Origin of the sequence: Serratia sp. CY55921 (assembly GCF_052167655.1) — a bacterium.
GTDB classification, from domain to species: domain Bacteria; phylum Pseudomonadota; class Gammaproteobacteria; order Enterobacterales; family Enterobacteriaceae; genus Serratia; species Serratia ureilytica.
In genome coordinates, this window is the sequence record NZ_JBJNMU010000001.1 from 1,881,753 (window position 1) to 1,905,342 (window position 23,590).

23 protein-coding genes and 1 tRNA gene are annotated in these 23,590 nt (G+C 55.6%); 14 read left to right on the forward strand and 10 right to left on the reverse strand.

Annotated elements, in window-relative coordinates; translation table 11 throughout:
• Positions 1 to 11: 11 nt before the first annotated feature.
• The 5 genes from ACJ8M3_RS09205 to ACJ8M3_RS09225 form a co-directional block, all read right to left on the reverse strand.
• On the reverse strand, positions 12 to 2,507 hold the full coding sequence (locus tag ACJ8M3_RS09205; protein WP_089196861.1) for a fimbria/pilus outer membrane usher protein: 2,496 nt from the start codon (positions 2,505 to 2,507) through the stop codon (positions 12 to 14).
• A gap of 14 nt (positions 2,508 to 2,521) precedes the next feature.
• Entirely contained in the window at positions 2,522 to 3,217 is a 696-nt protein-coding gene (locus tag ACJ8M3_RS09210; RefSeq protein ID WP_033644245.1) for a fimbrial biogenesis chaperone, read from the reverse strand.
• Positions 3,218 to 3,271: 54 nt separating this feature from the next.
• Positions 3,272 to 3,868, reverse strand: a complete 597-nt coding sequence (locus ACJ8M3_RS09215; protein WP_369825806.1) for a fimbrial protein — start codon at positions 3,866 to 3,868, stop codon at positions 3,272 to 3,274.
• 820 nt (positions 3,869 to 4,688) lie between these two features.
• Positions 4,689 to 4,901 carry a hypothetical protein gene (locus tag ACJ8M3_RS09220; RefSeq protein WP_004928089.1) on the reverse strand — a complete coding sequence of 71 codons (213 nt, stop codon included), beginning with the start codon at positions 4,899 to 4,901 and terminating at the stop codon, positions 4,689 to 4,691.
• A 227-nt stretch (positions 4,902 to 5,128) separates the two neighbouring features.
• Positions 5,129 to 5,216: transfer RNA gene (locus ACJ8M3_RS09225), tRNA-Ser, on the reverse strand.
• Between the two features lie 229 nt (positions 5,217 to 5,445).
• Here ACJ8M3_RS09225 and yccA point away from each other — a divergent pair.
• Positions 5,446 to 6,105 (forward strand): FtsH protease modulator YccA, encoded by a 660-nt coding sequence (gene yccA / locus ACJ8M3_RS09230; protein WP_033642602.1) that lies wholly within the window; start codon positions 5,446 to 5,448, stop codon positions 6,103 to 6,105.
• A gap of 110 nt (positions 6,106 to 6,215) precedes the next feature.
• Complete coding sequence (gene tusE, locus ACJ8M3_RS09235) at positions 6,216 to 6,545, forward strand: sulfurtransferase TusE (protein WP_033642601.1); 330 nt, start codon at positions 6,216 to 6,218, stop codon at positions 6,543 to 6,545.
• 34 nt (positions 6,546 to 6,579) lie between these two features.
• On the opposite strand, the gene yccX is transcribed toward tusE, so the two are convergent.
• Positions 6,580 to 6,858 (reverse strand): acylphosphatase, encoded by a 279-nt coding sequence (gene yccX / locus ACJ8M3_RS09240; protein ID WP_033642600.1) that lies wholly within the window; start codon positions 6,856 to 6,858, stop codon positions 6,580 to 6,582.
• Between the two features lie 93 nt (positions 6,859 to 6,951).
• On the opposite strand from yccX, the gene rlmI reads away from it, so the two are divergent.
• Both rlmI and hspQ read left to right on the forward strand, forming a co-directional pair.
• Positions 6,952 to 8,142 (forward strand): 23S rRNA (cytosine(1962)-C(5))-methyltransferase RlmI, encoded by a 1,191-nt coding sequence (gene rlmI / locus ACJ8M3_RS09245; RefSeq protein WP_072627929.1) that lies wholly within the window; start codon positions 6,952 to 6,954, stop codon positions 8,140 to 8,142.
• A gap of 60 nt (positions 8,143 to 8,202) precedes the next feature.
• Positions 8,203 to 8,520 carry a heat shock protein HspQ gene (gene hspQ / locus ACJ8M3_RS09250; protein WP_004928104.1) on the forward strand — a complete coding sequence of 106 codons (318 nt, stop codon included), beginning with the start codon at positions 8,203 to 8,205 and terminating at the stop codon, positions 8,518 to 8,520.
• 58 nt (positions 8,521 to 8,578) lie between these two features.
• Here the strand turns inward: hspQ and ACJ8M3_RS09255 are convergent, their stop codons facing one another.
• Positions 8,579 to 8,992 (reverse strand): CoA-binding protein, encoded by a 414-nt coding sequence (locus ACJ8M3_RS09255; protein ID WP_033642598.1) that lies wholly within the window; start codon positions 8,990 to 8,992, stop codon positions 8,579 to 8,581.
• A gap of 256 nt (positions 8,993 to 9,248) precedes the next feature.
• Between ACJ8M3_RS09255 and ACJ8M3_RS09260 the strand changes: the two genes are divergently transcribed.
• Entirely contained in the window at positions 9,249 to 9,914 is a 666-nt protein-coding gene (locus tag ACJ8M3_RS09260; RefSeq protein ID WP_089196860.1) for a DUF2057 family protein, read from the forward strand.
• A 121-nt stretch (positions 9,915 to 10,035) separates the two neighbouring features.
• Positions 10,036 to 10,494, forward strand: coding sequence for a methylglyoxal synthase (locus ACJ8M3_RS09265; RefSeq protein ID WP_033642596.1), 459 nt, complete (start codon positions 10,036 to 10,038; stop codon positions 10,492 to 10,494).
• A gap of 33 nt (positions 10,495 to 10,527) precedes the next feature.
• Here the strand turns inward: ACJ8M3_RS09265 and helD are convergent, their stop codons facing one another.
• Entirely contained in the window at positions 10,528 to 12,582 is a 2,055-nt protein-coding gene (gene helD / locus ACJ8M3_RS09270; RefSeq protein ID WP_089196859.1) for a DNA helicase IV, read from the reverse strand.
• 166 nt (positions 12,583 to 12,748) lie between these two features.
• On the opposite strand from helD, the gene ACJ8M3_RS09275 reads away from it, so the two are divergent.
• Complete coding sequence (locus ACJ8M3_RS09275; RefSeq protein WP_025302313.1) at positions 12,749 to 13,201, forward strand: YccF domain-containing protein; 453 nt, start codon at positions 12,749 to 12,751, stop codon at positions 13,199 to 13,201.
• Between the two features lie 26 nt (positions 13,202 to 13,227).
• Positions 13,228 to 15,363: a YccS family putative transporter gene (yccS, locus tag ACJ8M3_RS09280; RefSeq protein ID WP_197755681.1), complete on the forward strand. Its 2,136-nt coding sequence runs from the start codon at positions 13,228 to 13,230 to the stop codon at positions 15,361 to 15,363.
• 4 nt (positions 15,364 to 15,367) lie between these two features.
• Here the strand turns inward: yccS and ACJ8M3_RS09285 are convergent, their stop codons facing one another.
• Complete coding sequence (locus ACJ8M3_RS09285; RefSeq protein ID WP_046686788.1) at positions 15,368 to 16,024, reverse strand: TfoX/Sxy family DNA transformation protein; 657 nt, start codon at positions 16,022 to 16,024, stop codon at positions 15,368 to 15,370.
• 243 nt (positions 16,025 to 16,267) lie between these two features.
• Between ACJ8M3_RS09285 and sulA the strand changes: the two genes are divergently transcribed.
• Both sulA and ompA read left to right on the forward strand, forming a co-directional pair.
• Positions 16,268 to 16,774 carry an SOS-induced cell division inhibitor SulA gene (gene sulA / locus ACJ8M3_RS09290; protein ID WP_033642592.1) on the forward strand — a complete coding sequence of 169 codons (507 nt, stop codon included), beginning with the start codon at positions 16,268 to 16,270 and terminating at the stop codon, positions 16,772 to 16,774.
• A gap of 357 nt (positions 16,775 to 17,131) precedes the next feature.
• Positions 17,132 to 18,214: a porin OmpA gene (gene ompA / locus ACJ8M3_RS09295; RefSeq protein ID WP_089197682.1), complete on the forward strand. Its 1,083-nt coding sequence runs from the start codon at positions 17,132 to 17,134 to the stop codon at positions 18,212 to 18,214.
• Positions 18,215 to 18,315: 101 nt separating this feature from the next.
• Here the strand turns inward: ompA and matP are convergent, their stop codons facing one another.
• Positions 18,316 to 18,774: a macrodomain Ter protein MatP gene (matP, locus tag ACJ8M3_RS09300; RefSeq protein ID WP_033642591.1), complete on the reverse strand. Its 459-nt coding sequence runs from the start codon at positions 18,772 to 18,774 to the stop codon at positions 18,316 to 18,318.
• A 210-nt stretch (positions 18,775 to 18,984) separates the two neighbouring features.
• On the opposite strand from matP, the gene ACJ8M3_RS09305 reads away from it, so the two are divergent.
• The 4 genes from ACJ8M3_RS09305 to fabF all read left to right on the forward strand — a co-directional run bounded on the left by ACJ8M3_RS09305 (position 18,985) and on the right by fabF (position 23,567).
• Complete coding sequence (locus ACJ8M3_RS09305; protein ID WP_199560477.1) at positions 18,985 to 20,733, forward strand: AAA family ATPase; 1,749 nt, start codon at positions 18,985 to 18,987, stop codon at positions 20,731 to 20,733.
• A gap of 68 nt (positions 20,734 to 20,801) precedes the next feature.
• Complete coding sequence (gene fabA / locus ACJ8M3_RS09310; RefSeq protein ID WP_004928144.1) at positions 20,802 to 21,320, forward strand: bifunctional 3-hydroxydecanoyl-ACP dehydratase/trans-2-decenoyl-ACP isomerase; 519 nt, start codon at positions 20,802 to 20,804, stop codon at positions 21,318 to 21,320.
• Positions 21,321 to 21,765: 445 nt separating this feature from the next.
• Complete coding sequence (locus ACJ8M3_RS09315) at positions 21,766 to 22,293, forward strand: winged helix-turn-helix transcriptional regulator (protein WP_033650691.1); 528 nt, start codon at positions 21,766 to 21,768, stop codon at positions 22,291 to 22,293.
• The gene (gene fabF / locus ACJ8M3_RS09320) at positions 22,290 to 23,567 is read left to right on the forward strand and encodes a beta-ketoacyl-ACP synthase II (RefSeq protein WP_033650690.1); all 1,278 of its coding nucleotides are present in this window, start codon (positions 22,290 to 22,292) and stop codon (positions 23,565 to 23,567) included. The genes ACJ8M3_RS09315 and fabF overlap by 4 nt, the downstream gene beginning before the upstream one ends.
• Positions 23,568 to 23,590 lie beyond the last annotated feature (23 nt).

The window sequence follows — 23,590 nt, forward strand, 5'->3', positions numbered from 1 at the left end:
TAATTATCCTTTTATCGACATGTGTTGGCTGCGCTGTCCATCGAGATTTTCGGGCGTTCAATCTTGCAGACACCGTCATTCAGCCTGACCTCCAGTGACGTTGGCTGCTGCTCCACCCGCAGATACAGGACGCTGGCCTGCCCGACGAAGCCAATGGCATGCCCGCTTTGATCCGCCACCTCCGCACCAAATGGCAGGGGCTTATTGCCGGGCTTAAAGGCGCGCAGCGTATAAGGCCGACGCCGATCGGTTTCGAATCTCAAATAGTTGACGGCGCCGGCATAGGGCACGCTGTTGGCGATATTGCCGACGATCTCGGCGCCGGAACTGTTGCCGGTATCCGACAATGTTACGGAGTTTTGCCGGTAAGGCGTGGCGTAAGGCACCAAAGCCAGCCCTTCGTCGTTAGTGACGATGCTCTCGTCGCCGTTCACCATCAGCCCTTTGGCCTTGGGCGCGTCCACCACCATCATGGTGTTGCCCATTTCGTTGGACGCCAGCAAATGCCAAGGGATCGCCACCAGGCTGCCGCGGGCGCTCATGCCCAACTGTCGATAGTCTGATGATTCACTGTAGGAGCCGCCGACGGTCGTCGCGTTGGCGCGATAGGCGGCATTCACGCTCGCCATGCTGTTGCCGCCGCTTTGATTGCTGCCGGCAAGCGCATAACTCAGACGGTTTGATTCCAGCGCATTGCCGCTCAGGCTCAGCGAGCTTTGCTGATAGTGCGAATCGGTGGCGGATAAGCTGGTGCTGAGATAGGCATTGTTGTCGAACATCGACAACGGCACGCTCAGAGAGAGATAAAACCGCGTCTCTTCTTTGCGATCGGAATTTCTCACGCGACTCGCGGAAATGTTGTAACTGACGCGCGCGAAGGCATTTGAATACCCGAGCTGGTATTCCCGGCTTTTATTCGTATCCGACCAATAGTCGCGCTGGGTGCCGGAGAAATAGAGCGTGCCCCACCCGTCTGCGAGCCTCTGATTTAGGTTCAAATTGAAGGTATTGCGCGGACGAGCGGCGCGAACGGCATCCCAGGTATTCAAATCCAGCGGGGCAAGCTCATCGTCATCCCGATCGTTCCAATAATCGTGAAAGCGCTTGTCACGCTCGCGGTAGCCTTGATGGGTGTAGATGGCATCGTTGAAACTGTAATAACCTTTGGTCGAATAACGGTATGCCGCCAGCGTGAAGTTGGTTGCGGTAGCGTCCAAAAACTTGCTGTAGGCGATCCGAAAACTTTGCCCATTCTCGTTGCGATCCTGCAAATGCGTCGAGGCCTGAGTCACATCGACGGATACCGCGCCGAACGGCAGATTCCAGCCACTGCCCAGCAGCCAGGCGCGATAGTCCTCGCTGAGGATCGTACCGGCGTAACCGGTGACCAGATTATTGAAGCCGTACTGCAGCGTGCCCTGCACGAAAGCGGGCGCATAGTCGGTATCCGCCTGATTGACCTTACCGGCCACCAGGCCATATTTGCTGACGCCCTGCTTCAACATGTTGGGAACGGCGGAAAACGGCACGGTAAAGGATTGTTCCCGCCCGTCGGCTTCCCTGACCACGACCAACAGATCCCCCGCAGAACCGGTCGGCAATATATTGTCCAGCGTAAAGGCGCCCGGCGGCACGTTCTCCTGATAGATGAGGTTGCCGTTTTGCAATACTTTCACCAGGGCATTGCTCTGCGCCACGCCCCGTACTATCGGCGAAAAGCCCTGCTGCGAATTGGGCCGCATGTTGATATCCGAGGCTAAAGCGCCGCCCCGCACCCGAATCGAGTCGAACAAATCACCCGGCGAATAGAAATCGCCCATCGTCAGGTTCGATTTGATGGCGGCGAAGCCACGCTGCACATAGCGAGTATTATTTTGCCAATCGCTGCCTTGCCGCGAACTGCTGCGGAAATTGCTGCTGTCTCTGAATTGCCAACCCGCCAGATTGACCCCCGATTCCAAACCGGTATAGAAATCGTCGTTTGACGCCTTGTCGCCCTGCAACGACTGCACGTGGTAATAGGTGGCGTTATAGGCCAGCAGCAACGCAGGCACGCCGCGATCCCAAAATTTGGCGTCAACATAGCCGGCCTCTGCGCGAATCACTCGCGACTGGGGCACCGTCAGCTTAAGGCTCAACGTCCCCACATCGAAGTCCGCCCTTCCTCCTTGCACCAACGTTTGGACGGGGATCGGCCCCTTGTCCCCCCCGATGGACAAACGACTCATATCGATGCCCAACAGGGCGGCGTCACGATGGGCGATGCGAATATCGCCTTTATGTTCGCCGAACTGCAACGAGAACCGCCCTTTCCAACTCTGGTTGACATACACGTCGACCGTTTGCGTGCCTGCCGGCATGTCATTATTGAGGTAAAAACGCGACAGATCGGATTCGCTGGACGCACCGGCCAATAGAGAAGTGTCGAATTTCATCGCCGATGCTTTATTTAACGGTATGAATACAGATGCGGTCAGTATCGAAAGCAATTTTAGTTTAAGCTTCATGGCCGTTCTTCACGTTAGCGGGCTGTAATGGCTTTAGATTTATAAGCCCCCAGGTCGTCGATATAGAGCAGGGTGTAGGGAATATTCCGGCTCACGCCAACTTTGGTCGGGGCAAAGAGGCTGGAATATGGCCCGACCATCACTGAATCGACCAACAGATTCTTTTTGCCTTTCTGATCAACATTGGCCAACGTAAAATAGTAAGGGCCTTTGTTGATAACCTTAAATCCCTTCCCCGCCGCCTGGAGTTCAATGAAGTCGGTGATGTTATTGACACTGCCGGTTAACCCTGCCGGGCGATAAAATAGCTTGATGCGTGATTTGATGGCTAATTGCAGCGTATTGACGCCCTGCAAATTCTCCGGCGTAGGCGGGATATCCAGCACATTCAAATAAAATACCGACTCACGATCGCCGGGAAGCGCCGCGTTCATTTTTTGTATGCGTAATTGCTGGCCATTATTTCCGGCAACTTTCACAACCGGCGGGGATAACAAGAACGGCACGTTTGCCGTTTCAGGCGTCGAGTTTATATCACCGTCATCAATCCATGCCTGCACCAGTGCCGGATCGTCACCATTGTTGACTAACTGAACGATAACATCCTTGTTTTTTTCCGGATAAATAACGCGCGTTCCATTAATTACAATATTGGCATCGGCGCAAAAGCTGCTGAGAAACAATCCAGCAAAGATTAAGCACTGTTTCATAGTCACCCCAGAAGCCAGGCCTTTGCCTTGGGCGCAGGCCTGGCTTAATTGCAATTACAGGTAAGAAATGGTGTAAGTCACGTTGGAACTCAATTCCCCCACTTTTGCTTCCAACGCATTGGTCTTGTAGTAATAGGCGTCCAGCGTCAGCGTTTCGGCATCCGGCGCCGTTTTATCGCCTTTGATCTTGGTGACATAAGGCACGTTCAACGGAATCGGCGTGGATGAACCCGGCTCAGCCAGAGAAAAACCGACGTTTTTCGCTACGGCGGCGTCGCTTTCATTCACGGAGCTGTTCAGCAGATATTTCCCGTCGGTAGAGATATTATTCGCCGAAGAGAAGTAGATCTTCAGCGGCGTACCGGCCGTTCCCGCCGCCGGCGTGCAGCCGGAGAACGTCAGCGAGAAAGATTTCTTGTTTTTGGTGATGGGGCCGACCACGGTGCCCGCATCAGTCACGGAAATCGGGCTGAGCGCAACGGTAAAATCGGCGCTTTTCCCGCCATTGATGGTACAAGTGGTATCCGTAACGGCACCGCTAAACGAAATAACGCCACCGGCGGAATTATCTGCCGCCGTTGCGCCCACAGATGTTAACGCGGCAGCCAATACCGCCAAAGAGATGCCTTGCTTAATCATAATAAACCCCATTACTTTCTTCGCTGAGAGAGCATATATAAAATGACCTACACCATTAAACCGTTTAGAGGCTAACGAAGCTTAGGCAATAGCAGAGTATTGACAGCATCCTGCCATCTAAAAGTTTATATGCGACGGTATATATTTATATATATCCAAGTGTATTCTAAAAGGTATCCGGCAATGGGAAAAATCTCATTCACCGCCAGATGCAGGACATATTAATTCCAAAGACAAAAAAATTGCAACATCGAATCAAATAATTTTCATGACAATAAAAAAAATGAATCGAGCAATGACCGGAAGGATGTGTGCCTTAAAAGAGTGAGTACGGCAGGCTGCTTACTGCGCGGGTTAAATGATGGCCGCCATTTCCTCATAAAAGCGCTTGTGGCATAAAAAACAAAAAGCCATTGATATAAAAAGAAAAAACACACAAAGAAAAATCTTAGATTCCTTAACCCTCCTCATCCCTCCACGTAAGGTTTACTTTTCCCCTACCTTAAAAATTATCCGACCTACCGCTATAGGAGTAGCCCGGAAATGCGATACTCTCTGCACATGAATATTCAGACACACAAGAAACAGCGTCCGAATTTTTCTTTGCTCAGTCGATAAGGGTGAATTTTTCAGAGAAAAATATATCTTTCCCTATCAATATAAAACCCACCTTTAAAGTATATTAAAAAATATACTGAAAGATAATTCATTTAAATAAATCGCTACAGGGGTCAAACAAGATAGGGGAAAAGGGATGCTTCGCGAGTAACGGCGGGAATAAAAAACCCGAGCGCCACAGGCTCGGGTTGATAGCAACACAGATATTCGACGATCAGAGCGGCTTTTCAGTCCGTACGATGCCGTGATTCTTCATCACCTCTTCCATCGTAAGGCTATCGTCATACGGCGTCTCGTCGACCACAACGTCTTTCGGACGCTCATAGGGTTTGGTCGCACGTTTGAACATCCACCACCATACGAACACCAGGAAAGCGCCGGACTTGAGAAAAATCATGGTCCATAGGGCGACTTGATACCAGTTCATCTCTGTCTCCTAAGAGTATTAAGCAAAATCGATAAGGCGGCGTTAATTATCGTGCCGGTCACGCCTGACAGCAGCAGGCATCCGAGCGGCCTGCCTTGATGACCGCATAATCTCACCGATGCGTAGCCCTTATCAATAGCCGTTCGCATTTCCTGCGGGCGACCGTCAAGTTCTCAGCACGCAAAAGCAAAAAACCCCGCGCTCTAAGAGCGCGGGGTCAGAATGTATGGCGGAGGAGCAGAGATTCGAACTCTGGAACGGTTTCCCGTCGACGGTTTTCAAGACCGTTGCCTTCAGCCACTCGGCCACCCCTCCGCAACGACGCGCACTATAAACAGAGCTTATTCGCTTGTAAAGCCCAGGCGCGTTCAACCGCGCGAAAAATCGACGGAATGATGCAAGCCGGCGAACAAACGCGCGGCCGCTCCCCCCGCTGTTGCAACAATGATAACTAAGGGTAAAGATTGGTAAACAAACTTTAATCAAGCGCTTGCGCTGCCTATCATCGGGATTATTTTGTGATGGCCTGATAAGAGAGATCATTATGGACCGCATTGTCGTCTCGTCTTCCTCGCGCGACTCCCTGCTCAGCACGCATAAAGTCCTGCGCAACACCTATTTCCTGTTATCCCTGACGCTGGCTTTCTCGGCGCTGACCGCAACCGCCAGTACCCTGCTGGGCCTGCCTGCGCCGGGCTTGCTGCTGATGCTGGTTGGCTTCTACGGGCTGATGTTCCTGACGCATAAACTGGCCAACAGCCCGGCAGGCATTCTGGCGGCGTTCGCGTTGACCGGTTTCATGGGGTATGCCCTTGGCCCGATCCTCAGCTCGTTCCTGAACGCCGGCGCGGGCGATCTGATCATGCTGGCGCTGGGCGGCACCGCCGCGGTGTTCTTCTGCTGCTCGGCCTACGTGCTGACCACCCGTAAAGACATGTCGTTCCTGTCCGGCATGATGATGGCCGGTTTTGTGGTGCTGCTGGTGGCGGTGATCGCCAACCTGTTCCTGCAGATCCCTGCTCTGCACCTGGCGATCAGCGCGCTGTTCATTCTGTTCTCCGCCGGCGCGATCCTGTGGGAAACCAGCAACATCATTCACGGCGGCGAGACCAACTACATTCGCGCCACCGTCAGCCTGTACGTATCGCTGTACAACATGTTCATCAGCCTGTTGAGCATTCTGGGCTTCGCCCGCAGCAACTGATCGCGTGTTACCCCGCCTTCCAGGCCCCGCTCCGGCGGGGCTTTATTTTTTGCGGCTGAAAAAATTTGCTAAACTGGCGGCCGTTCCGAATTATCCGTTATCGAGGCAGTATGTTGGAGTTTGAAGGTCGGGTTATCGACACTGACGCGCAGGGCTATCTGAAAAACAGCGCCGACTGGCATGAAGGCCTGGCGCCGCTGCTGGCCGCGCAGGAAGAGATCGTGCTCACCGAAGCACACTGGGAAGTGGTGCGCTTTGTGCGCGACTTCTATCAGGAATTCAATACCTCACCGGCTATTCGCATGCTGGTCAAAGCCATGGCGCAGAAATACGGTGAAGAAAAAGGCAACAGCCGCTATCTGTACCGCCTGTTCCCGAAAGGGCCGGCCAAACAGGCCACCAAGATCGCCGGATTGCCCAAACCGGTAAAATGCATCTGACCGCTCCGCCCGCAGCGCCGCTGCAGGCGAGCACTTAATAGCGAATGCCGAACCCGTCGTAGTCGGTCACGCCCTGCGGCTCCACCAGCACGCGTTCGACGCGCGCGCTGCGCGGGCCGCCCTGCTTCAGCCATGCGACCAGCGAGTCCACCTGCTCCTGTGTGCCGCAGGCCACCACCTGAACGCTGCCGTCATCAAGGTTGCGCGCATAGCCCGTCACCCCCAGCGCCTCAGCCTGCCGCTGAGTGGAATAGCGAAACCCTACCCCCTGCACCACGCCATACACATACGCAGCAATGCAAACTTGTGTCATAATCGCCCCCTTAATTCAGTTTTCGTTATGGCATTGCCGTGCCTTTGCACCGCCGTGTCACTCTTTCTATCCTAGCTGGCAGCATTATTAATTATGACCGTACGCCTGTTTCTCGCCAAAGGACGTGAAAAGTCCTTACTCCGTCGCCACCCTTGGGTGTTCTCCGGCGCCGTTCAACGCGTCGAGGGCAAAGCGCTCTCCGGTGAAACCATCGATATTCTCGACAGCCAGGGCAAATGGCTGGCTCGCGGCGCCTATTCGCCCGAGTCGCAGATCCGCGCACGCGTCTGGACTTTCCAGCAGGATGAAGAGATTAACATCGATTTCTTCATTCGCCGCCTGCAGCAAGCGCAAAGCTGGCGTGATTGGGTCGCGCAGCGCGACGGCCTGGACGGATACCGCCTGATCGCCGGCGAATCCGACGGCCTGCCGGGCATCACTATCGATCGCTTCCAGAATTTCCTGGTGCTGCAGCTGCTGTCCGCCGGCGCCGAATATCAGCGCCCGGCGCTGCTTTCCGCTCTGCAGCATTGTTACCCGGAATGTTCGATTTACGACCGTTCCGACGTGGCGGTGCGTAAAAAAGAAGGCCTGCCGCTGGCGCAGGGCCCGGTGCTGGGCGATCTGCCGCCGGAGCTGCTGCCGATCACCGAACACGGCATGAAACTGCTGGTGGACATTCAGCAAGGGCACAAGACCGGTTTCTATCTCGATCAGCGCGACAGCCGCCTGGCGGCGCGTAACTACTCTGCCGGCCGCCGGGTGCTGAACTGCTTCTCCTACACCGGCGCCTTCGCCGTTTCCGCTCTGATGGGCGGCTGCGCGCAGGTGATCAGTGTAGATACCTCGCAGGCGGCGCTGGATATCGCCAGACAGAACGTCGAGCTCAACAAGTTGGAGCTGAACAAGGCAGAGTTCGTTCGCGATGACGTGTTCCAACTGCTGCGCAACTACCGCGCCCAGGGCGAGAAATTCGATCTGATCATCATGGATCCGCCGAAGTTCGTCGAGAACAAAAACCAGCTGGCCAGCGCCTGCCGTGGCTACAAAGACATTAATATGCTGGCGCTGCAGCTGCTGAACCCGGGCGGCATTCTGCTCAGCTTCTCTTGCTCCGGGCTGATGCCGACCGATCTGTTCCAGAAAATTTTGGCCGACGCCGCTGTAGATGCCGGACGTGATGTACAATTTATAGAACAGTTCCGCCAGGCTGCCGATCACCCGGTGATCGCCACGTACCCTGAGGGGCTGTATCTGAAAGGCTTCGCTTGTCGGGTGATGTAACTTGAAATGCGCTGCCTTGCCCCCATATATGAGCAAGGCATTGTTTCTCAGGAGGTCATCATGATTGCCAGCAAATTCGGTATCGGACAACAGGTTAGGCATAAACTGCTGGGGTATTTGGGCGTCGTTATCGATATCGACCCTGAATACTCTTTGGAACAACCCAAAGCTGACGAGATAGCGGCGAACGATGAACTGCGTTCCGCTCCTTGGTACCACGTGGTGATGGAAGACGAGGAAGGCCAACCGGTGCATACCTATCTGGCGGAAGCGCAGCTGGATGGCGAGCCCCAGGAAGCGCATCCCGAGCAACCATCGCTGGATGAACTGGCGGAATCCATCCGTCACCAGTTACAGGCGCCACGCTTGCGCAATTGACCGCGCCAAGACCTGAGAAACCCTGAAAGAGCCCGGCATCGCGCCGGGCTCTTTTTATTTAGCGCTCCAGCCCCAAACGCGGGATTTCGATTTTCGGGCAGCGATCCATCACCACCTGCAGCCCAGCCTGTTGCGCCAGCACTGCCGCCTGGTCATTAATCACGCCGATCTGCAACCACAGCGCCTTGGCACCGATCGCTATCGCCTCTTGCGCCACGCCGTAGGCTGCCTCCGAATTGCGAAAAACGTCGACCATATCGACCGGCTGCGGGATGGCGGCCAGCGTGGCATAAACCGGCTGCCCCAACAGCGTCTGCCCCGCCAGTTTTGGGCTCACTGGGATCACCTGATATCCCTGCGACAACAGATAAGCCATCACCCCATAGCTGGGCCGCGACGGGTTATCGCTGGCGCCCACCAGCGCGATGGTTTTCACCTGCTGCAATAACTCAACAATCTCTTGATCTTGCATCTTCAACTCCCGTTTATCACTGCGTCACTCTTCCGTTTCGAGTGTAACCGATCGGCATTCGCGCGGCTAAACGCTACGCGCAGGAAACTTCAGGGTAATCTTATGGTCTGAGGCTGTCGCGGTTCAGCCACGCACAGACGTGTCTAATTACAAATAAATATGTAAAAATGTAAATAAAATACCCGATTGAAAAATTTTGACACAACCTATGCCATGTTCAACACTTAGAGCTACGTCACTTTATAAGGAGATAATGATGAAATTTGGTCTGGTGGTTGCGGCGTTGCTCAGCATCAGCATGCCTGCCGCGGCTACGACCCTGAAACTCTCCCCGGACATCGATCTGCTGGTGGTCGACGGCAAGAAAATGACAGGTTCGTTGTTAAAAGGCGCCGACAGCCTTGAACTGGATGGCGGACAGCACCAGCTGCTGTTTAAAGTGACCAAAACCGTACGTTCCGGCCAGCATACGCAGGCCTATGCGTCCCTGCCGCTGGTTGCCACCTTCAATACGCAAAAGATCAGTCAGGTGGCGATCGAACTGCCGCGCATCGAGAACGATCGTGACGCGCAACGCTTCGATAAAACGCTGAACTATCGGGTAGTGGATAAAGAGGGTAATGCCCTGCCGTTCCAGCATGATATGCTGCATCCCGACAGCGTCACCTTCAATGCCGATTTGGAAAAGGTGATGACGGATTACAACCGCCAAAACCGCCCGGCTTCCGTCCCGCTTTTCGTCCAGCCGAACGCAGGCAACACAACAGCCTCTCTGCCGGCCGGCGCACCGGTGAATGCCCCGACGGTGACGCTGAAAGGTGAAAACGTGTCGGAACAGATGCTGCAATACTGGTTCCAACAGGCGGACAAGGAAACCCAGAAGCGCTTCCTGCACTGGGCCAACAAACAACCGGTTCGCTGATCCCTCCCGGCGCCTTAGCCGCGAAGGCGCCTTTTCTTCGCATTTTCAACTGCAAACGCTAGGCAGTGAAAAACAGTTTCAGTAATCTGTCGCACATCACCGATTAGCGAAGGACACTGAGATGGAATTGACCACCCGCACTATCGCCGAGCGCAAACACATTGCGCTGGTGGCGCACGATCACCGCAAACAGGCCCTGCTGGAATGGGTTGAAAGCCACAAGACCATTCTGGCGCAGCACCAGTTGTACGCCACCGGCACCACCGGCAACCTGATCCAGCGTGCCAGCGGCATTCCCGTCACCAGCATGCTGAGCGGCCCAATGGGTGGCGATCAGCAAGTCGGCGCACTGATTGCGGAAGGCAAGATAGACATGCTGATCTTCTTCTGGGATCCGCTGAATGCGGTTCCTCACGATCCGGACGTGAAGGCGCTGCTGCGGCTGGCGACCGTCTGGAATATTCCGGTAGCGACCAACCGTTCGACCGCTGATTTTTTGATTGACTCTCCGCTGTTCAAAAGCGAGGTGGCGATCGCCATCCCCGACTATCAGCGTTACCTGCAAGACCGCCTGAAATAGTCCTTTCGGCCTGGCTACCGCCAGGCCAGCTGCTTACGGTTTTTTCTGCACCGGAACGCCAAGCTCACGAAGGTGGTCGACGAACACCGAAGGACGTTCACGATCCTGCAACAGCCATACCTGATGTTTGGCGCGAGTCAACGCGACATACAGCAGACGGCGCTCTTCAGCATCCGGAAAGTCCTCCGGCTGCGGCAGTAACACCTCTTCCAACACCGACTCGCGCGCCACGGCGGGGAAGCCGTCACGCCCCTCATGCAAACCGGCGATGATGACGTATTCCGCCTGCTGCCCCTTGCTGGCGTGGATGGTCATAAACTCCAGATCCAGCTTTGGCCAGCGGGTGGCCGCTTTCGCCAGCGCTTCCGGTTTCAGATGGTGGTAACGCGCCAGCACCAGGATGCGCTCATCCGGCTTGGCGTAGCCGCTCAGCTTGTCCAGTAGCGGCTCCAACTGCTCGTGCGGCAGGATCGTCACCGACTTTTTATTGCCCTTGCTCAGGCTATTGAGCGGTTTTTTCAGCTGGTGCGGGTTCTGCTGCACGAACCGGTTGGCCACCTCGCCGATGCGTTCATTGAAACGATAGGTGGTATCCAGCGCGCACTGCGCGCCTTCGCCGAAGTTCGTGGCGAAGGCCGTGGTTAACGTCAGTTCTGCGCCGCTGAAGCGATAAATCGCCTGCCAGTCATCCCCTACAGCAAACAGGCAGGTCTGCTTGTTCTGTCGGCGCAATGCCGCCAGCAACAGTGCACGCTGCGGTGAGATATCCTGAAACTCGTCGACCAGAATATGTTTCCACGGGCTGACGAAGCGCCCCTTGTCGAGAATGTTGACCGCCTGATGGATAAGGCCGGAGAAGTCCACCGCCCCTTCCTCTTTCAAGGCGCTTTTCCAGGCTTTCAGCAGCGGCGCCATCAGCCTGATGCGTTTTGAAAACAGATCGCGGATTTCTTCATCCGCCTGCTCGATCATTTCCGCCTGGCTGCCGCCATGCATGCGCATCAGCCCCAACCAGCGTTCCAACCGGCTTGCCAGGCGATCCGCCAGGCGCTTATCCTGCCAGAAGTCGCCTTCCGGCACTTCCCACTCCAACTCTTCGGTCAACCATTGACGCCACCCCTTGGCCTGCGCTTTCTTCTCCGCGCACTGTTGGCGCCAATGGGTGATCAGCAGCTCTTTGCGCGCTTTGGCATCGGTTTCCAACCGGCTGATGGCCGGCGCTTTGCGGCTGCCTTGTTGAATGATTTGCAACGCCAAGGCATGGAAGGTCTTGGCCTGAATGCCGACATCACCCAAACGTTCTTTGATGCGGTCATTCATCTCGCCGGCGGCCTGACGGCCGAACGCCAACAGCAAGATTTGACCCGGCTCAGCCTCCTGACGACGCAGCAGCCAGCCGGCGCGCGCCACCAGCACCGACGTTTTGCCGCTGCCGGCGCCGGCCAACACCAGCACGGAATCCTCGCCATTGACCACTGCCCGGCTCTGGGCGTCGTTGAGCGGCGAACTCTCGACGGTCTGGAAGAAATCATGGTGTTGCTCCAGCATGCGCTCGGTCCACTGCCGGTTGCATTGCTCGATGCTGCGCTCCCCCTGCTGCAACCATTGTAAACACAGATGATAATCAGCCCGGCAGTTATCGAATTCCTCCAGGCGCGCCACCGGCATCGGCAGCGCGGAGAAAGCCTCGCGAATTTGCTGCTGCAACTTGCCCAGCTCAGACTTTTTGAACCATTTATCTTGTTGCTCAATGCGCTTAATCTGCGCCACCTGCTGTTGCAACACGCCGGCGCTGACGTCGCTCATTTCGGCGCTCCACTGCTGCCACGCCTGCTGAAGAAAGTGATAAAAACGCTGCGTTTCCTGCCATTCGGTGCCGTGCAGCCGCACTACTTTTTCGTCCGGTAATTCAAATTCCAGCTCGCCCCAGACGATGCCACGCTTGCACCTGACCTGAATCAGTTGATTGAAGGGGATCAGGTATTCATGTTTTTCCCCGCTCACCTCAACGCCGGCGTGCAGCAACCGCACGCGGTTATAAGGGTGCTGAGCCAGGTGTTTCCCCAGCGATGTCGCTTTAAGTTCCATATCGTCGCGCCATGACTATGTTGAGATTAAATAACGGATATCTGCCAGTTTACCTGCTATAAGCAGTGGCACTCTAGCGCTAAAAAAAGGGTAGAATAGATTTTGCGTTTTTATCGTGAATACGCCCGCATCGCGGTTTGGCTATCATTAGAGCAGAATGACGTCTATGCGTACTGTACTGAATATTCTTAATTTTGTGTTGGGCGGTTTCTTCACCACGCTAGGCTGGCTTATTGCTACGGTGTTCAGCGTGCTGCTTGTCATCACACTGCCGCTTACCCGCTCCTGTTGGGAAATCACCAAGCTGTCGCTGGTGCCGTTCGGCAACGAAGCGATACACGTCGATGAACTGTATCCGGAAAAAAGCAATGCGCTGCTCTCCGCCGGCGGCTCACTGCTCAACATTATCTGGCTGGTGCTGTTCGGCTGGTGGCTGTGTCTGTCACACATCGCCGCCGGTATCGTGCAATGCGTTTCAATCATCGGCATTCCGGTCGGCATCGCCAATTTCAAAATAGCCGCCATCGCGCTGTGGCCGGTGGGACGCCGCGTCGTCTCGGTAGAAATGGCTCAGCAAGCCCGTATTGAGAATGCTCGCCGCCACTATCAACAGCGTTAATTTTTTCTCCGTTTGAGGAGTTTTTCGTGCTCTCTTTTGCACCCGCAGTTCGTCGTTATACTTACAACAGCAACCTGCTGTATCACTTGCGCATCCTCATTGCGCTGATCGGCACCACCGCCGTTCCCTGGTGGCTCGGCATTCCCAAGCTGACTATCCCGTTAACGCTGGGCGTGGTGGCAGCCGCCCTGACTGATTTGGACGACCGCCTGGCCGGCAGATTACGCAATCTGCTGATCACGTTGGTATGCTTCTTTATTGCTTCCGCCTCGATTGAGCTGCTGTTTCCCTACCCTTGGTTGTTCGCGCTTGGCTTAACCACCTCGACCTGCGGTTTTATCCTGCTGGGCGCCTTGGGGCAACGTTACGCCACCATCGCCTTCGGTGCGCTGCTGATCGCGGTTTACACCATGCTCGGCACTTCCATGTACGATGCCTGGTATCAGCAACCGCTGCTGCTGGTGATCGGTGCATTGTGGTACAACCTGCTGACGCTGGCGGGCCACCTGCTGTTCCCGATCCGACCGCTGCAAGAAAACCTGGCGCGCTGTTACGATCAACTGGCCAATTATCTGGACGCCAAAGCCAACCTGTTCGATCCCGATGCCGAACGCGACGCCGATCTGCCATGGATGGACGTCGCAATGGCCAACAGCGCGTTGGTCGCGCTACTCAACCAGACCAAAGCCTCGTTATTGACACGCCTGAAAGGCGATCGCGGCCAGCGCGGCACCCGTCGCACCTTGCACTACTATTTTGTCGCGCAGGATATCCACGAACGCGCCAGTTCTTCCCACGTTCAATACCCTGCGCTCAGCCGGCAATTCCGTCACAGCGACATTTTGTTCCGCTTCCAGCGTTTGCTGAGTATGCAGGCGCGCGCCTGCCGCCAGCTGGCGCAATCTATCCTGCTGCGGCAAAAGTACCAGCACAACCCGCGTTTTGAGCCGGCTTTCAGCCGCATTCAGGAGGCGTTGGCGCGCATCGCCGAAACCCAGGGCAATAGCGAACAGACCAAGGCGCTGGCGCATCTGCTGAAAAACCTGCATGCGATAGATGCGCAGTTGGCCAATATCGAGTCCGAGCAAACGCTGGCGAACGGACAAGCGGAAGAGAACAGCCTGGCCGACGATCGCTTGACCGGTTGGAGCGACATCCGGCTGCGCATCAGCCGCCATTTAACGCCGCAGTCGGCCCTGTTCCGCCATGCGATCCGCATGTCGGCGGTGCTGTGCGTCGGTTACGCCTTTATCCAGTTCACCGGTATGCAGCACGGTTACTGGATCCTGCTGACCAGCCTGTTCGTCTGCCAACCGAACTACAACGCCACCCGCCGGCGCCTGGCATTGCGCATCATCGGCACTCTGGCAGGTATCCTGATCGGCCTGCCAATCCTCTATTTCGTGCCTTCCGTAGAAGGGCAACTGGTGTTGATCGTCATCACCGGCGTCCTGTTCTTCGCGTTCCGCACCGTGCAATATGCCCACGCGACGATGTTCATCACGCTGCTGGTGTTGCTGTGCTTTAACTTGTTGGGTGAAGGATTCGAAGTGGCCGCCCCGCGCGTTTACGATACCTTGCTGGGATGCGCCATCGCCTGGGCGGCCGTCAGCTTCATCTGGCCAGACTGGAAGTTCCGCCAACTGCCGGCGGTGGTGGATAAAACGCTGAATGCCAACTGCCGCTATCTGGACGCCATTTTGGTGCAATATCATCAAGGTAAGGATAACGGCCTCGCTTACCGCATCGCACGACGAGATGCCCATAACAGCGATGCGGAACTGGCTTCGGTCATCTCCAACATGTCAGCCGATCCCAAGGCCGACAAAGCGCTGCAGGAAGCCGCCTTCCGCTTGCTCTGTCTGAACCACACGCTCCTGAGCTATATCTCCGCATTGGGGGCGCACCGCGAGCGGCTGAACACCCCGGCCACACTCGATCTGCTCAATGACGCCGTGTGTTACGTGGACGGCGCCCTGCATCAGGAAGAACGGAACAGCCAGCGCATTGCGCAGGCGTTGGAACAGCTGGCGGAGCGCATCAGCAAAGCCGTTCCGGAACCTGAAAGCAAAGAACAATTGGTCTTGCAGCAGGTGGGTTTGGTGCTCGAACTGCTGCCGGAGCTCACCGCGCTGCATGCCCAAATCAATAAGGCAGCCTAACTATTCAGGGCCCGATCGATGGGCCCTGAATAACCGGCTCATGCCCATGGCGGCGCATCGCCATCGTATGATCGAACCAACGCACTAACTCGCTGCGTAATTCGGCCGGCAACGCCGCCTGATGATAACCGGCTATCGCCCCGCCCAGCGACAGCAGCACTCGTAGCCCCAAATTAGTCTGCTGTTTCAATAAACGGAGATAGCTGCGTTTGGCGCCATGCAGCCGTAGGTCATAAGCGTTGCGAATGCCCGCTCGCCACAGCAGACGTTCCATATTGACGTCAATATTCGGCAATGCCTTCAGTCGGCCGTGATCGCCAGCCTTAAGCCGCTGCTCCCGGCGCGCCTCCCTGACAGCCTGCCAGGCCAGCCCCACCAGTTCGTTGCGTTCCCGCCACAGCGACTCGTCAACCCAGTAATAGCGCAAGGTAATGGGCACACCGCGTTTGGAATAGACCATATTGACCATTCCGCGGGCGCGAAAGGCGGGTTCCATGCTTGCCGTAGCCCGCAAATACAGCTCCCCCTCCGCTATCACCGCAAACATGACGCCCTCAGCCAGCAGACCGTAACCGCCGAACTGCGACCGAGTCGTGATAGCCCCCAATGCCGCAAAGCAATTTTTAGCCTGCGCGATTCTTCTCGTCGACATCCTTTTCATAGCGTTCCTCCTTTTTAGGTTCTGGCCTTTAGGTTCTGGCCGTATTATTTCTCTCATCAATGAAAAAAGTAACGTGAACAACTAATTAGAAAAATACGCACTATCCGTCCGCCTGCCAATCACAAAAACCGTCGGTACAAAAAATGATCGCAATTATGCGAGCCGCTACGAAAATTTGGGTTGATCTTATCCTAAATCAGGGATACTGTATAAACATACAGTAACACGACGGGCGGGAACTTTATGCGTACTCAATCACTCTACCAACCTCATTTCGGCCATGGCTCTTATACAACGCGCAATGTTGCGAAGAACACGGATGTCGGCAAAGAGAATGGCTTGATCAGTGAACTTGTTTACAACGAACGCCAGCCCGCAGTGGCTCAACTGCTGTTGCCCCTGCTGCAGCAACTGGGCAAGCAGTCTCGCTGGCTTCTGTGGCTCACGCCGCAGCAAAAATTAAGCAAACAATGGCTGCAGCAATCCGGCCTGCCGGTGGATAAAGTGGTGCAATTGAGCCAGATCAGCCCGGTGAATACGGTTGAGGCAATGGAAAAAGCGCTGCAAACGGGGAATTACAGCGTGGTTCTCGGCTGGTTGCCCGAGCTAACGGAGGAGGATCGTCTAAAATTAAGACGTGCGGCAGAATTGGGTAACGCATACGGGTTTATCATGCGTCCACAACGTGACATTAGCCCGACTCACGGACAGTGTTCTACCCTAAAAATTCACTCTTCTTTGTATCATTAAGTAAATTTAGGATTTTTCCCATCATTTTCGCACCCCGTAAAGGGAACCTTTGCGGAATAAGGCAAAAAGCTAGTCCAGCCGCGGTTTGGCAAGGGAAAATGCCCTGTTTATCGCCGTTTTTTTGAGCTGAGAATGTTAGCAAATATGTACGATTCTGCGTTTTTTTTTAGAGCCTTATCACATCACACTTGTAACTTTCGCGCCACGTTGTAGACTTTACATCGCCAAGGTTGCTCTATAACGTCAGAAAAACTGGCGAGTAACAAACGAGGGCTTAAACCTTGGCGAAGGAATTTAACCAAGGGCTTAAAACAGCTTTAAAGCTCATTGCCTATTTGGATGATAACGAGGCGCAAAATGAAAAAGACAGCTATCGCATTAGCAGTGGCACTGGCAGGTTTCGCTACCGTAGCGCAAGCCGCTCCAAAAGATAACACCTGGTACACCGGTGCTAAACTGGGCTGGTCCCAGTACCATGACGTTGGCTTCTACGGCAACGGTTACCAGAACGGTATCGGCAACGGCCCAACCCACAAAGATCAGCTGGGTGCAGGCGCGTTCCTGGGCTACCAGGCAAACCAATACCTGGGCTTCGAACTGGGCTATGACTGGCTTGGCCGTATGCCTTACAAAGGCAGCGTGAACAACGGTGCTTTCAAAGCGCAGGGCGTTCAACTGGCCGCTAAACTGAGCTACCCAATTGCTGACGATCTGGACATCTACACTCGTCTGGGTGGTATGGTATGGCGCGCAGACTCTAAAGCTAGCTATGACAACGGCGCTCGTCGCCTGAGCGACCACGACACCGGCGTTTCTCCGCTGGCTGCTGTGGGTGTTGAATACGCACTGACCAAAAACTGGGCTACCCGCCTGGACTACCAGTTCGTAAGCAACATCGGTGACGCAGGTACCGTTGGCGCGCGTCCAGACAACACCATGCTGAGCCTGGGCGTTTCTTACCGCTTCGGTCAGGATGACGTAGTTGCTCCAGTTGCTCCAGCTCCAGCTCCGGCTCCAGTTGTTGAAACCAAGCGTTTCACTCTGAAGTCTGACGTGCTGTTCAACTTCAACAAGTCTACTCTGAAAGCAGAAGGCCAGCAGGCTCTGGATCAGCTGTACACCCAACTGAGCTCCATGGATCCTAAAGACGGTTCCGTAGTGGTTCTGGGTTACACCGACGCCGTTGGTTCTGACCAGTACAACCAGAAACTGTCTGAAAAACGCGCACAGAGCGTTGTTGACTACCTGGTCTCCAAAGGTATCCCGTCAGACAAAATCTCTGCACGTGGTATGGGTGAAGCAGAGCCAGTTACTGGCAACACCTGTGGCTACAAATCTGGCCGCGCTACCAAAGCTCAGATCGCTTGCCTGGCACCAGATCGTCGCGTAGAGATCGAAGTTAAAGGTATCAAAGACGTTGTAACTCAGCCTCAGGGCTAAGTTTACTCGCCTAATAAAAAACCCCGCAATGCGGGGTTTTTTTTCGTCCTGTTTTTGTCAGAGCATTCAAGGCCTGGTGCAACGAAGGCGCTCTGCCCCGTTTATTTAGGTTCTTTGCCGAGAATCGCCTTCAGGTCTTCTTTCAACGACGACATCTGATTCGCATACTTCTCTTTGCGCTCAGCATCTTCGATAAGCTGCACGACGGTTTCCGACAGCGTCACGCCGCGACGACGCGCCAGAGCAGCCAAACGTTGCCAAACCAAAAACTCCAGATCGATAGATTTCTTACGCGTATGCTGGTGTTCTGCGTTAAAATGACGTTTGCGGCGGGCGCGAATCGTTTGTTTCATCCGGTTATCCAGATCCGGATTCATATGAGCGGCAATCCATGCAAGTACCTTTACCGGCTCATTTTCCAGCTTCAGCAGCTCGTTAACCGCTTCCTGAGCAGCGCTGTTTTCAATGTAGCGGGTAATGAGTTCCCCTTCCCGGTGCTTCTTCACCAGGTACTTCCATTTCCAACCGCTCTCCAGATTTTCCAGTTGCTGATATTTCATCTTGAGCTCTTCAGTGACCGCGTAACTTCAAATAAGCATAACAGCTTTACGCCGAATTTCCCCGGCAATTAAGCCGTCTTTTAGACTGTTTTTTGCACAGTCATCGCGCGATGTCAAACTCCCTGATGCCAACTGGCACTCCACATGTATCAAGCTGCCGTTATTCTTGTATAATCGCCCTTTCCCTTTTTAACGATTGCATCTAACACTTTGACCAATAACCGACTTGAATGGCAATCTTTATTGCCGGACGTAACGCCTTATCAGGCGATATTTGATACCGCCGCTCAGTTGGCACCCGTGCCCTTTTCCGCCATTCAGCCTCGGCTGGAAAATGCCCTGACGCTATTTTGTCACCCCCAATCGCCACCGCGATTCATGCTGTTGAAAGCGCAAGAAACGCGAGAATACCTGGAACTGATCGCTAACGCCGTCAAACCACTGCTGCCGCAAAACACGGCATGCCGCGGCAGCCACTATGTCATTCAGGATGGCAAGGTCAGCGTAGAGCCTGCCAGCCATGGCGATGAACCTTTCGCTGCCGGCGGTGCTTGCGTGTTCCAAGAGTGGATTGAACCGGAGCAGCTGTTTGGTTGCGTGCGGATCCACAATGGCGACATCACTCTGCAGCCCGGCCTGGTGCACCAGGCCAACGGCGGTATTCTGATCCTGTCAGCCCGGGCGCTGCTGGCCCAGCCGTTGCTATGGCTGCGGTTGAAGCAAATGATCGGCCAGCGTCAGTTCCATTGGGTTTCGCCTGACGAAACCCGCCCGCTGCCGGTCGCCATTCCGTCGATGCCGCTGGACCTGCGGCTGATTGTAGTCGGCGACCGCCACGGCCTGGCCGATTTCCACGATATCGAGCCAGAACTGAGTGAACAAGCGGTCTATGGCGAATATGAAGACGATCTGCAACTGACTGAAGTTGATGATATGGCGCAGTGGTGCGGCTACGTCAACGGTGTGATCGCCGAGCGGCAGTTACCGATGTTGGCGGCCGATGCCTGGCTGCCGCTGATCGTTCAGGCGGTGCGTTATAGTGGCGATCAGGGCATCCTGCCACTCTCGCCGGTTTGGCTTGGGCAGCAGTTGTCCGAAGCGGCACTATATGCCGAAGAAGACCGCATTACGGCCAAAGCGTTTGAAGCGGCATTGAATGCCCGCGAATGGCGTGAAAGCTATCTCGCCGAGCGTATGCAGGATGAGATCGAACTGGGTCAGATCCTGATCGAGACCGAGGGTGAAGTGGTTGGGCAAATCAACGGCCTGTCAGTCCTGGATTATCCCGGCCACCCACGCAGCTTCGGCGAACCGTCGCGCATCAGTTGCGTTGTGCATCTCGGCGACGGCGAATTTACCGACGTCGAACGCAAGGCCGAGCTGGGCGGCAACCTGCACGCTAAAGGTATGATGATCATGCAAGCGTTCGTGATCGCCGAACTGGACCTGGATCAGCAGTTGCCCTTCTCCGCCTCGATCGTTTTTGAACAATCTTACGGTGAAGTGGATGGCGACAGCGCCTCGCTGGCTGAACTGTGCGCCCTGATCAGCGCCCTGTCACAGCAGCCGATCACACAACAGATCGCCGTCACCGGCTCCGTTGACCAATTCGGCAACGTACAGCCGATAGGGGGCGTTAACGAAAAGGTCGAAGGTTTCTTCGAGGTTTGTTTACGCCGCGGCCTGACGGGCAAACAGGGCGTCATACTGCCCGTGACCAACGTGCGCCACCTGTGCCTGCGTCAGGATGTCATTGACGCAGTGCGCGAGGGGCAATTCCACCTGTGGGCGGTAGAGAGCGCGGCGGAAGCCTTGCCTTTGCTCACCGGTTGCCTCTACTCTGACGAACAACAGCCGAATTTGTTGGCGGCCATTCAGGAACGGATTGCGCAGGTGAGCCTGCAGGAACGCCGCCGTCCATGGCCGCTACGCTGGCTCAACTGGTTCAACCACGGCTGATCGGACTTGTTCAGCGTACACGTGTTAGCTAACCTGCGTCCTTCATTAAAATAAGGCTTACTGAGAACATGGTAGATAAACGCGATTCCTATACGAAAGAAGACCTCGAAGCATCCGGCCGCGGCGAGCTGTTCGGCGCCGGTGGCCCACCGTTGCCGGCGGGTAACATGTTGATGATGGACCGCGTGGTCAAAATGACCGAAGACGGCGGGACTCACAACAAAGGTTATGTGGAAGCGGAGCTGGATATTAATCCGGACCTATGGTTCTTCGGTTGCCACTTTATCGGCGATCCGGTCATGCCGGGCTGCCTGGGCCTGGATGCGATGTGGCAGCTGGTCGGTTTCTACCTCGGTTGGCTCGGTGGCGAAGGCAAAGGCCGCGCGCTGGGCGTCGGTGAAGTCAAGTTCACCGGCCAGGTGCTGCCGACCGCGAAAAAGGTAACCTATCGTATTAACTTCAAACGCGTCATCACCCGCAAGCTGATCATGGGCGTCGCCGATGGCGAAGTGCTGGTTGACGGTGAAGTGATCTATACCGCCACCGATCTGAAAGTGGGCCTGTTCAAAGATACCACCGCGTTCTAATCACGCTGACGAGAAGGCGGCCACTGCCTTCTCTCTAACGTTCTTCGCATGCCGTCATGTTCGACGTGATGGCATTTCTTTCTCTTATCCTTTCCCGGCCTTTCAAAGACTCCCGCCCCTCTTTTTAACCGCCGTTAGCATCATCTTATTATTCAGTTCTCATCAAAGAGGATTAGGGCCGATAGCGAAGATGCGCTATCGGGCGATATGAAAACGTTGGGTGCTCCTTATTTCATCGCCCGACACCGAAATGTCTTCCGCCACAGCTCTCTGCCCTATGCTTACCCGAAGCGGCCAAAGCAACAGGCAGCCTGAAAGGCGGCCTCCCTAAATACCCGCATCAGTGCGATAGCGGTTTTTTTGCGTCCGGTTATTCTCTTGCCCCTCAAGATCCTCTAACATGACTAGCATAGTAACTACAATTATTGTACTTAGTGAGGAAGGTATGCAAAAAACCCGCTTTAGCGACGCGCCTTGCCCCGTAGCGCGTGCATTGGATCGCGTGGGGGAATGGTGGAGCATCCTGATCCTTCGCGATGCTTTTCAGGGGCTGTCCCGGTTCGACGAATTCCAACAAAGTCTGGGGATGTCACCCACGCTACTGGCGCGTCGCCTGAAGGATTTGGTGGCCCACGGCATTCTGTATAAAGAACGTTATCAAACGCGGCCGGCGCGCTATCACTACCTGCTTACTGAGCGCGGCAACGATTTTCTCCCGGTGTTGGCGGCGCTCTCACAATGGGGCAACAATCATCTGACCGACGGGGACGTCAGCGCCCTGTTGGTCGACGGACGCAACGATCGGCCGATCCAAGTCCAGTTGGTCAATCGTGATACCCAACAGCCGGTGCCGCCGCAGTTCATTACGCTGGCGCCAGGGCCGGCGGCAAGCGACGGCATACATCAACGCGCCGAACTGATGCGGCAGCGGCGCCTCGCCGACTTACCCGAATTTACCAAGGAGCCATCATGAGCAATCGTCGTATCGTCATTACCGGTATGGGCGCCGTTTCACCGCTAGGGTGCGGTGTTGAAGCCATCTGGCAACGTTTGTTAAAAGGAGAATCCGGCATTCGAGCGTTGCCTGACGAGATCGTTGCAGATTTACCGGTCAAGGTCGGAGGACAGGTCCCGGCGTTGGCGCAAGATGCTGAAGCGGGCTTCAACCCCGACGCCTCCGTCGCCCCCAAGGACCAAAAGAAAATGGACCGCTTTATCCTGTTTGCTATGGCGGCGGCGGACGAAGCCATTCGTCAGGCCGGCTGGATAGCCGATACGGACGAAAAACAAGAGCGCACAGCCACCGTCATTGCCTCGGGTATTGGCGGTTTCCCGGCGATTGCCCAGGCGGTGCGCACAACCGACAGCCGCGGCGCCAAGCGGCTGTCGCCGTTCACCATCCCCTCATTCCTGGTCAATCTGGCGGCCGGCCACGTTTCAATCAAACACCACTTCAAGGGGCCGATTGGCGCGCCGGTCACCGCCTGTGCCGCCGGCGTGCAAGCCATTGGCGACGCAGTGCGTATGATCCGCAATGATGAAGCCGATATCGCCGTGTGCGGCGGTACCGAAGCCGCTATAGATACCGTCAGCCTGGGCGGGTTCGCCGCCGCGCGCGCCATGTCCACCGCTCCGGCCGAATTGGCGCAACAGGCCTCTCGGCCCTTCGACAGCGCCCGGGACGGATTTGTCATGGGGGAAGGCGCCGGCATGCTGGTCATTGAAACGCTGGAACACGCGCTGGCGCGCGGCGCCACCCCGCTCGCGGAAATCGTCGGCTATGGCACCAGCGCCGACGCCTACCATATGACATCCGGCGCTGAAGACGGTAACGGCGCCTATCGGGCGATGAAAATCGCGTTGAAGCAGGCGAACGTCGTTCCCGAGGAGGTACAGCATTTAAATGCTCACGCGACGTCGACACCCGTAGGGGATTTGGGCGAAATCAACGCCATCAAACACCTGTTTGGCACGGCCGGGACTGTCGCCGTGACCTCAACAAAATCAGCGACCGGGCACCTGCTGGGCGCCGCCGGGGGGCTGGAAACCATCTTTACCGCCTTGGCTCTGCGCGATCAGATAGCCCCTGCCACGCTAAATCTGGATAACCCCGACCCGGCGGCGGCAGGTTTGCATCTGGTCGCGAAACAGGCGGAATCGATGAACATGACCTACGCCTTATCAAACGGCTTCGGCTTTGGCGGCGTGAATGCGAGTATTTTGTTGAAACGCTGGCGGGATGAATAAGCGCCTGAAACAAAAACCTCCGC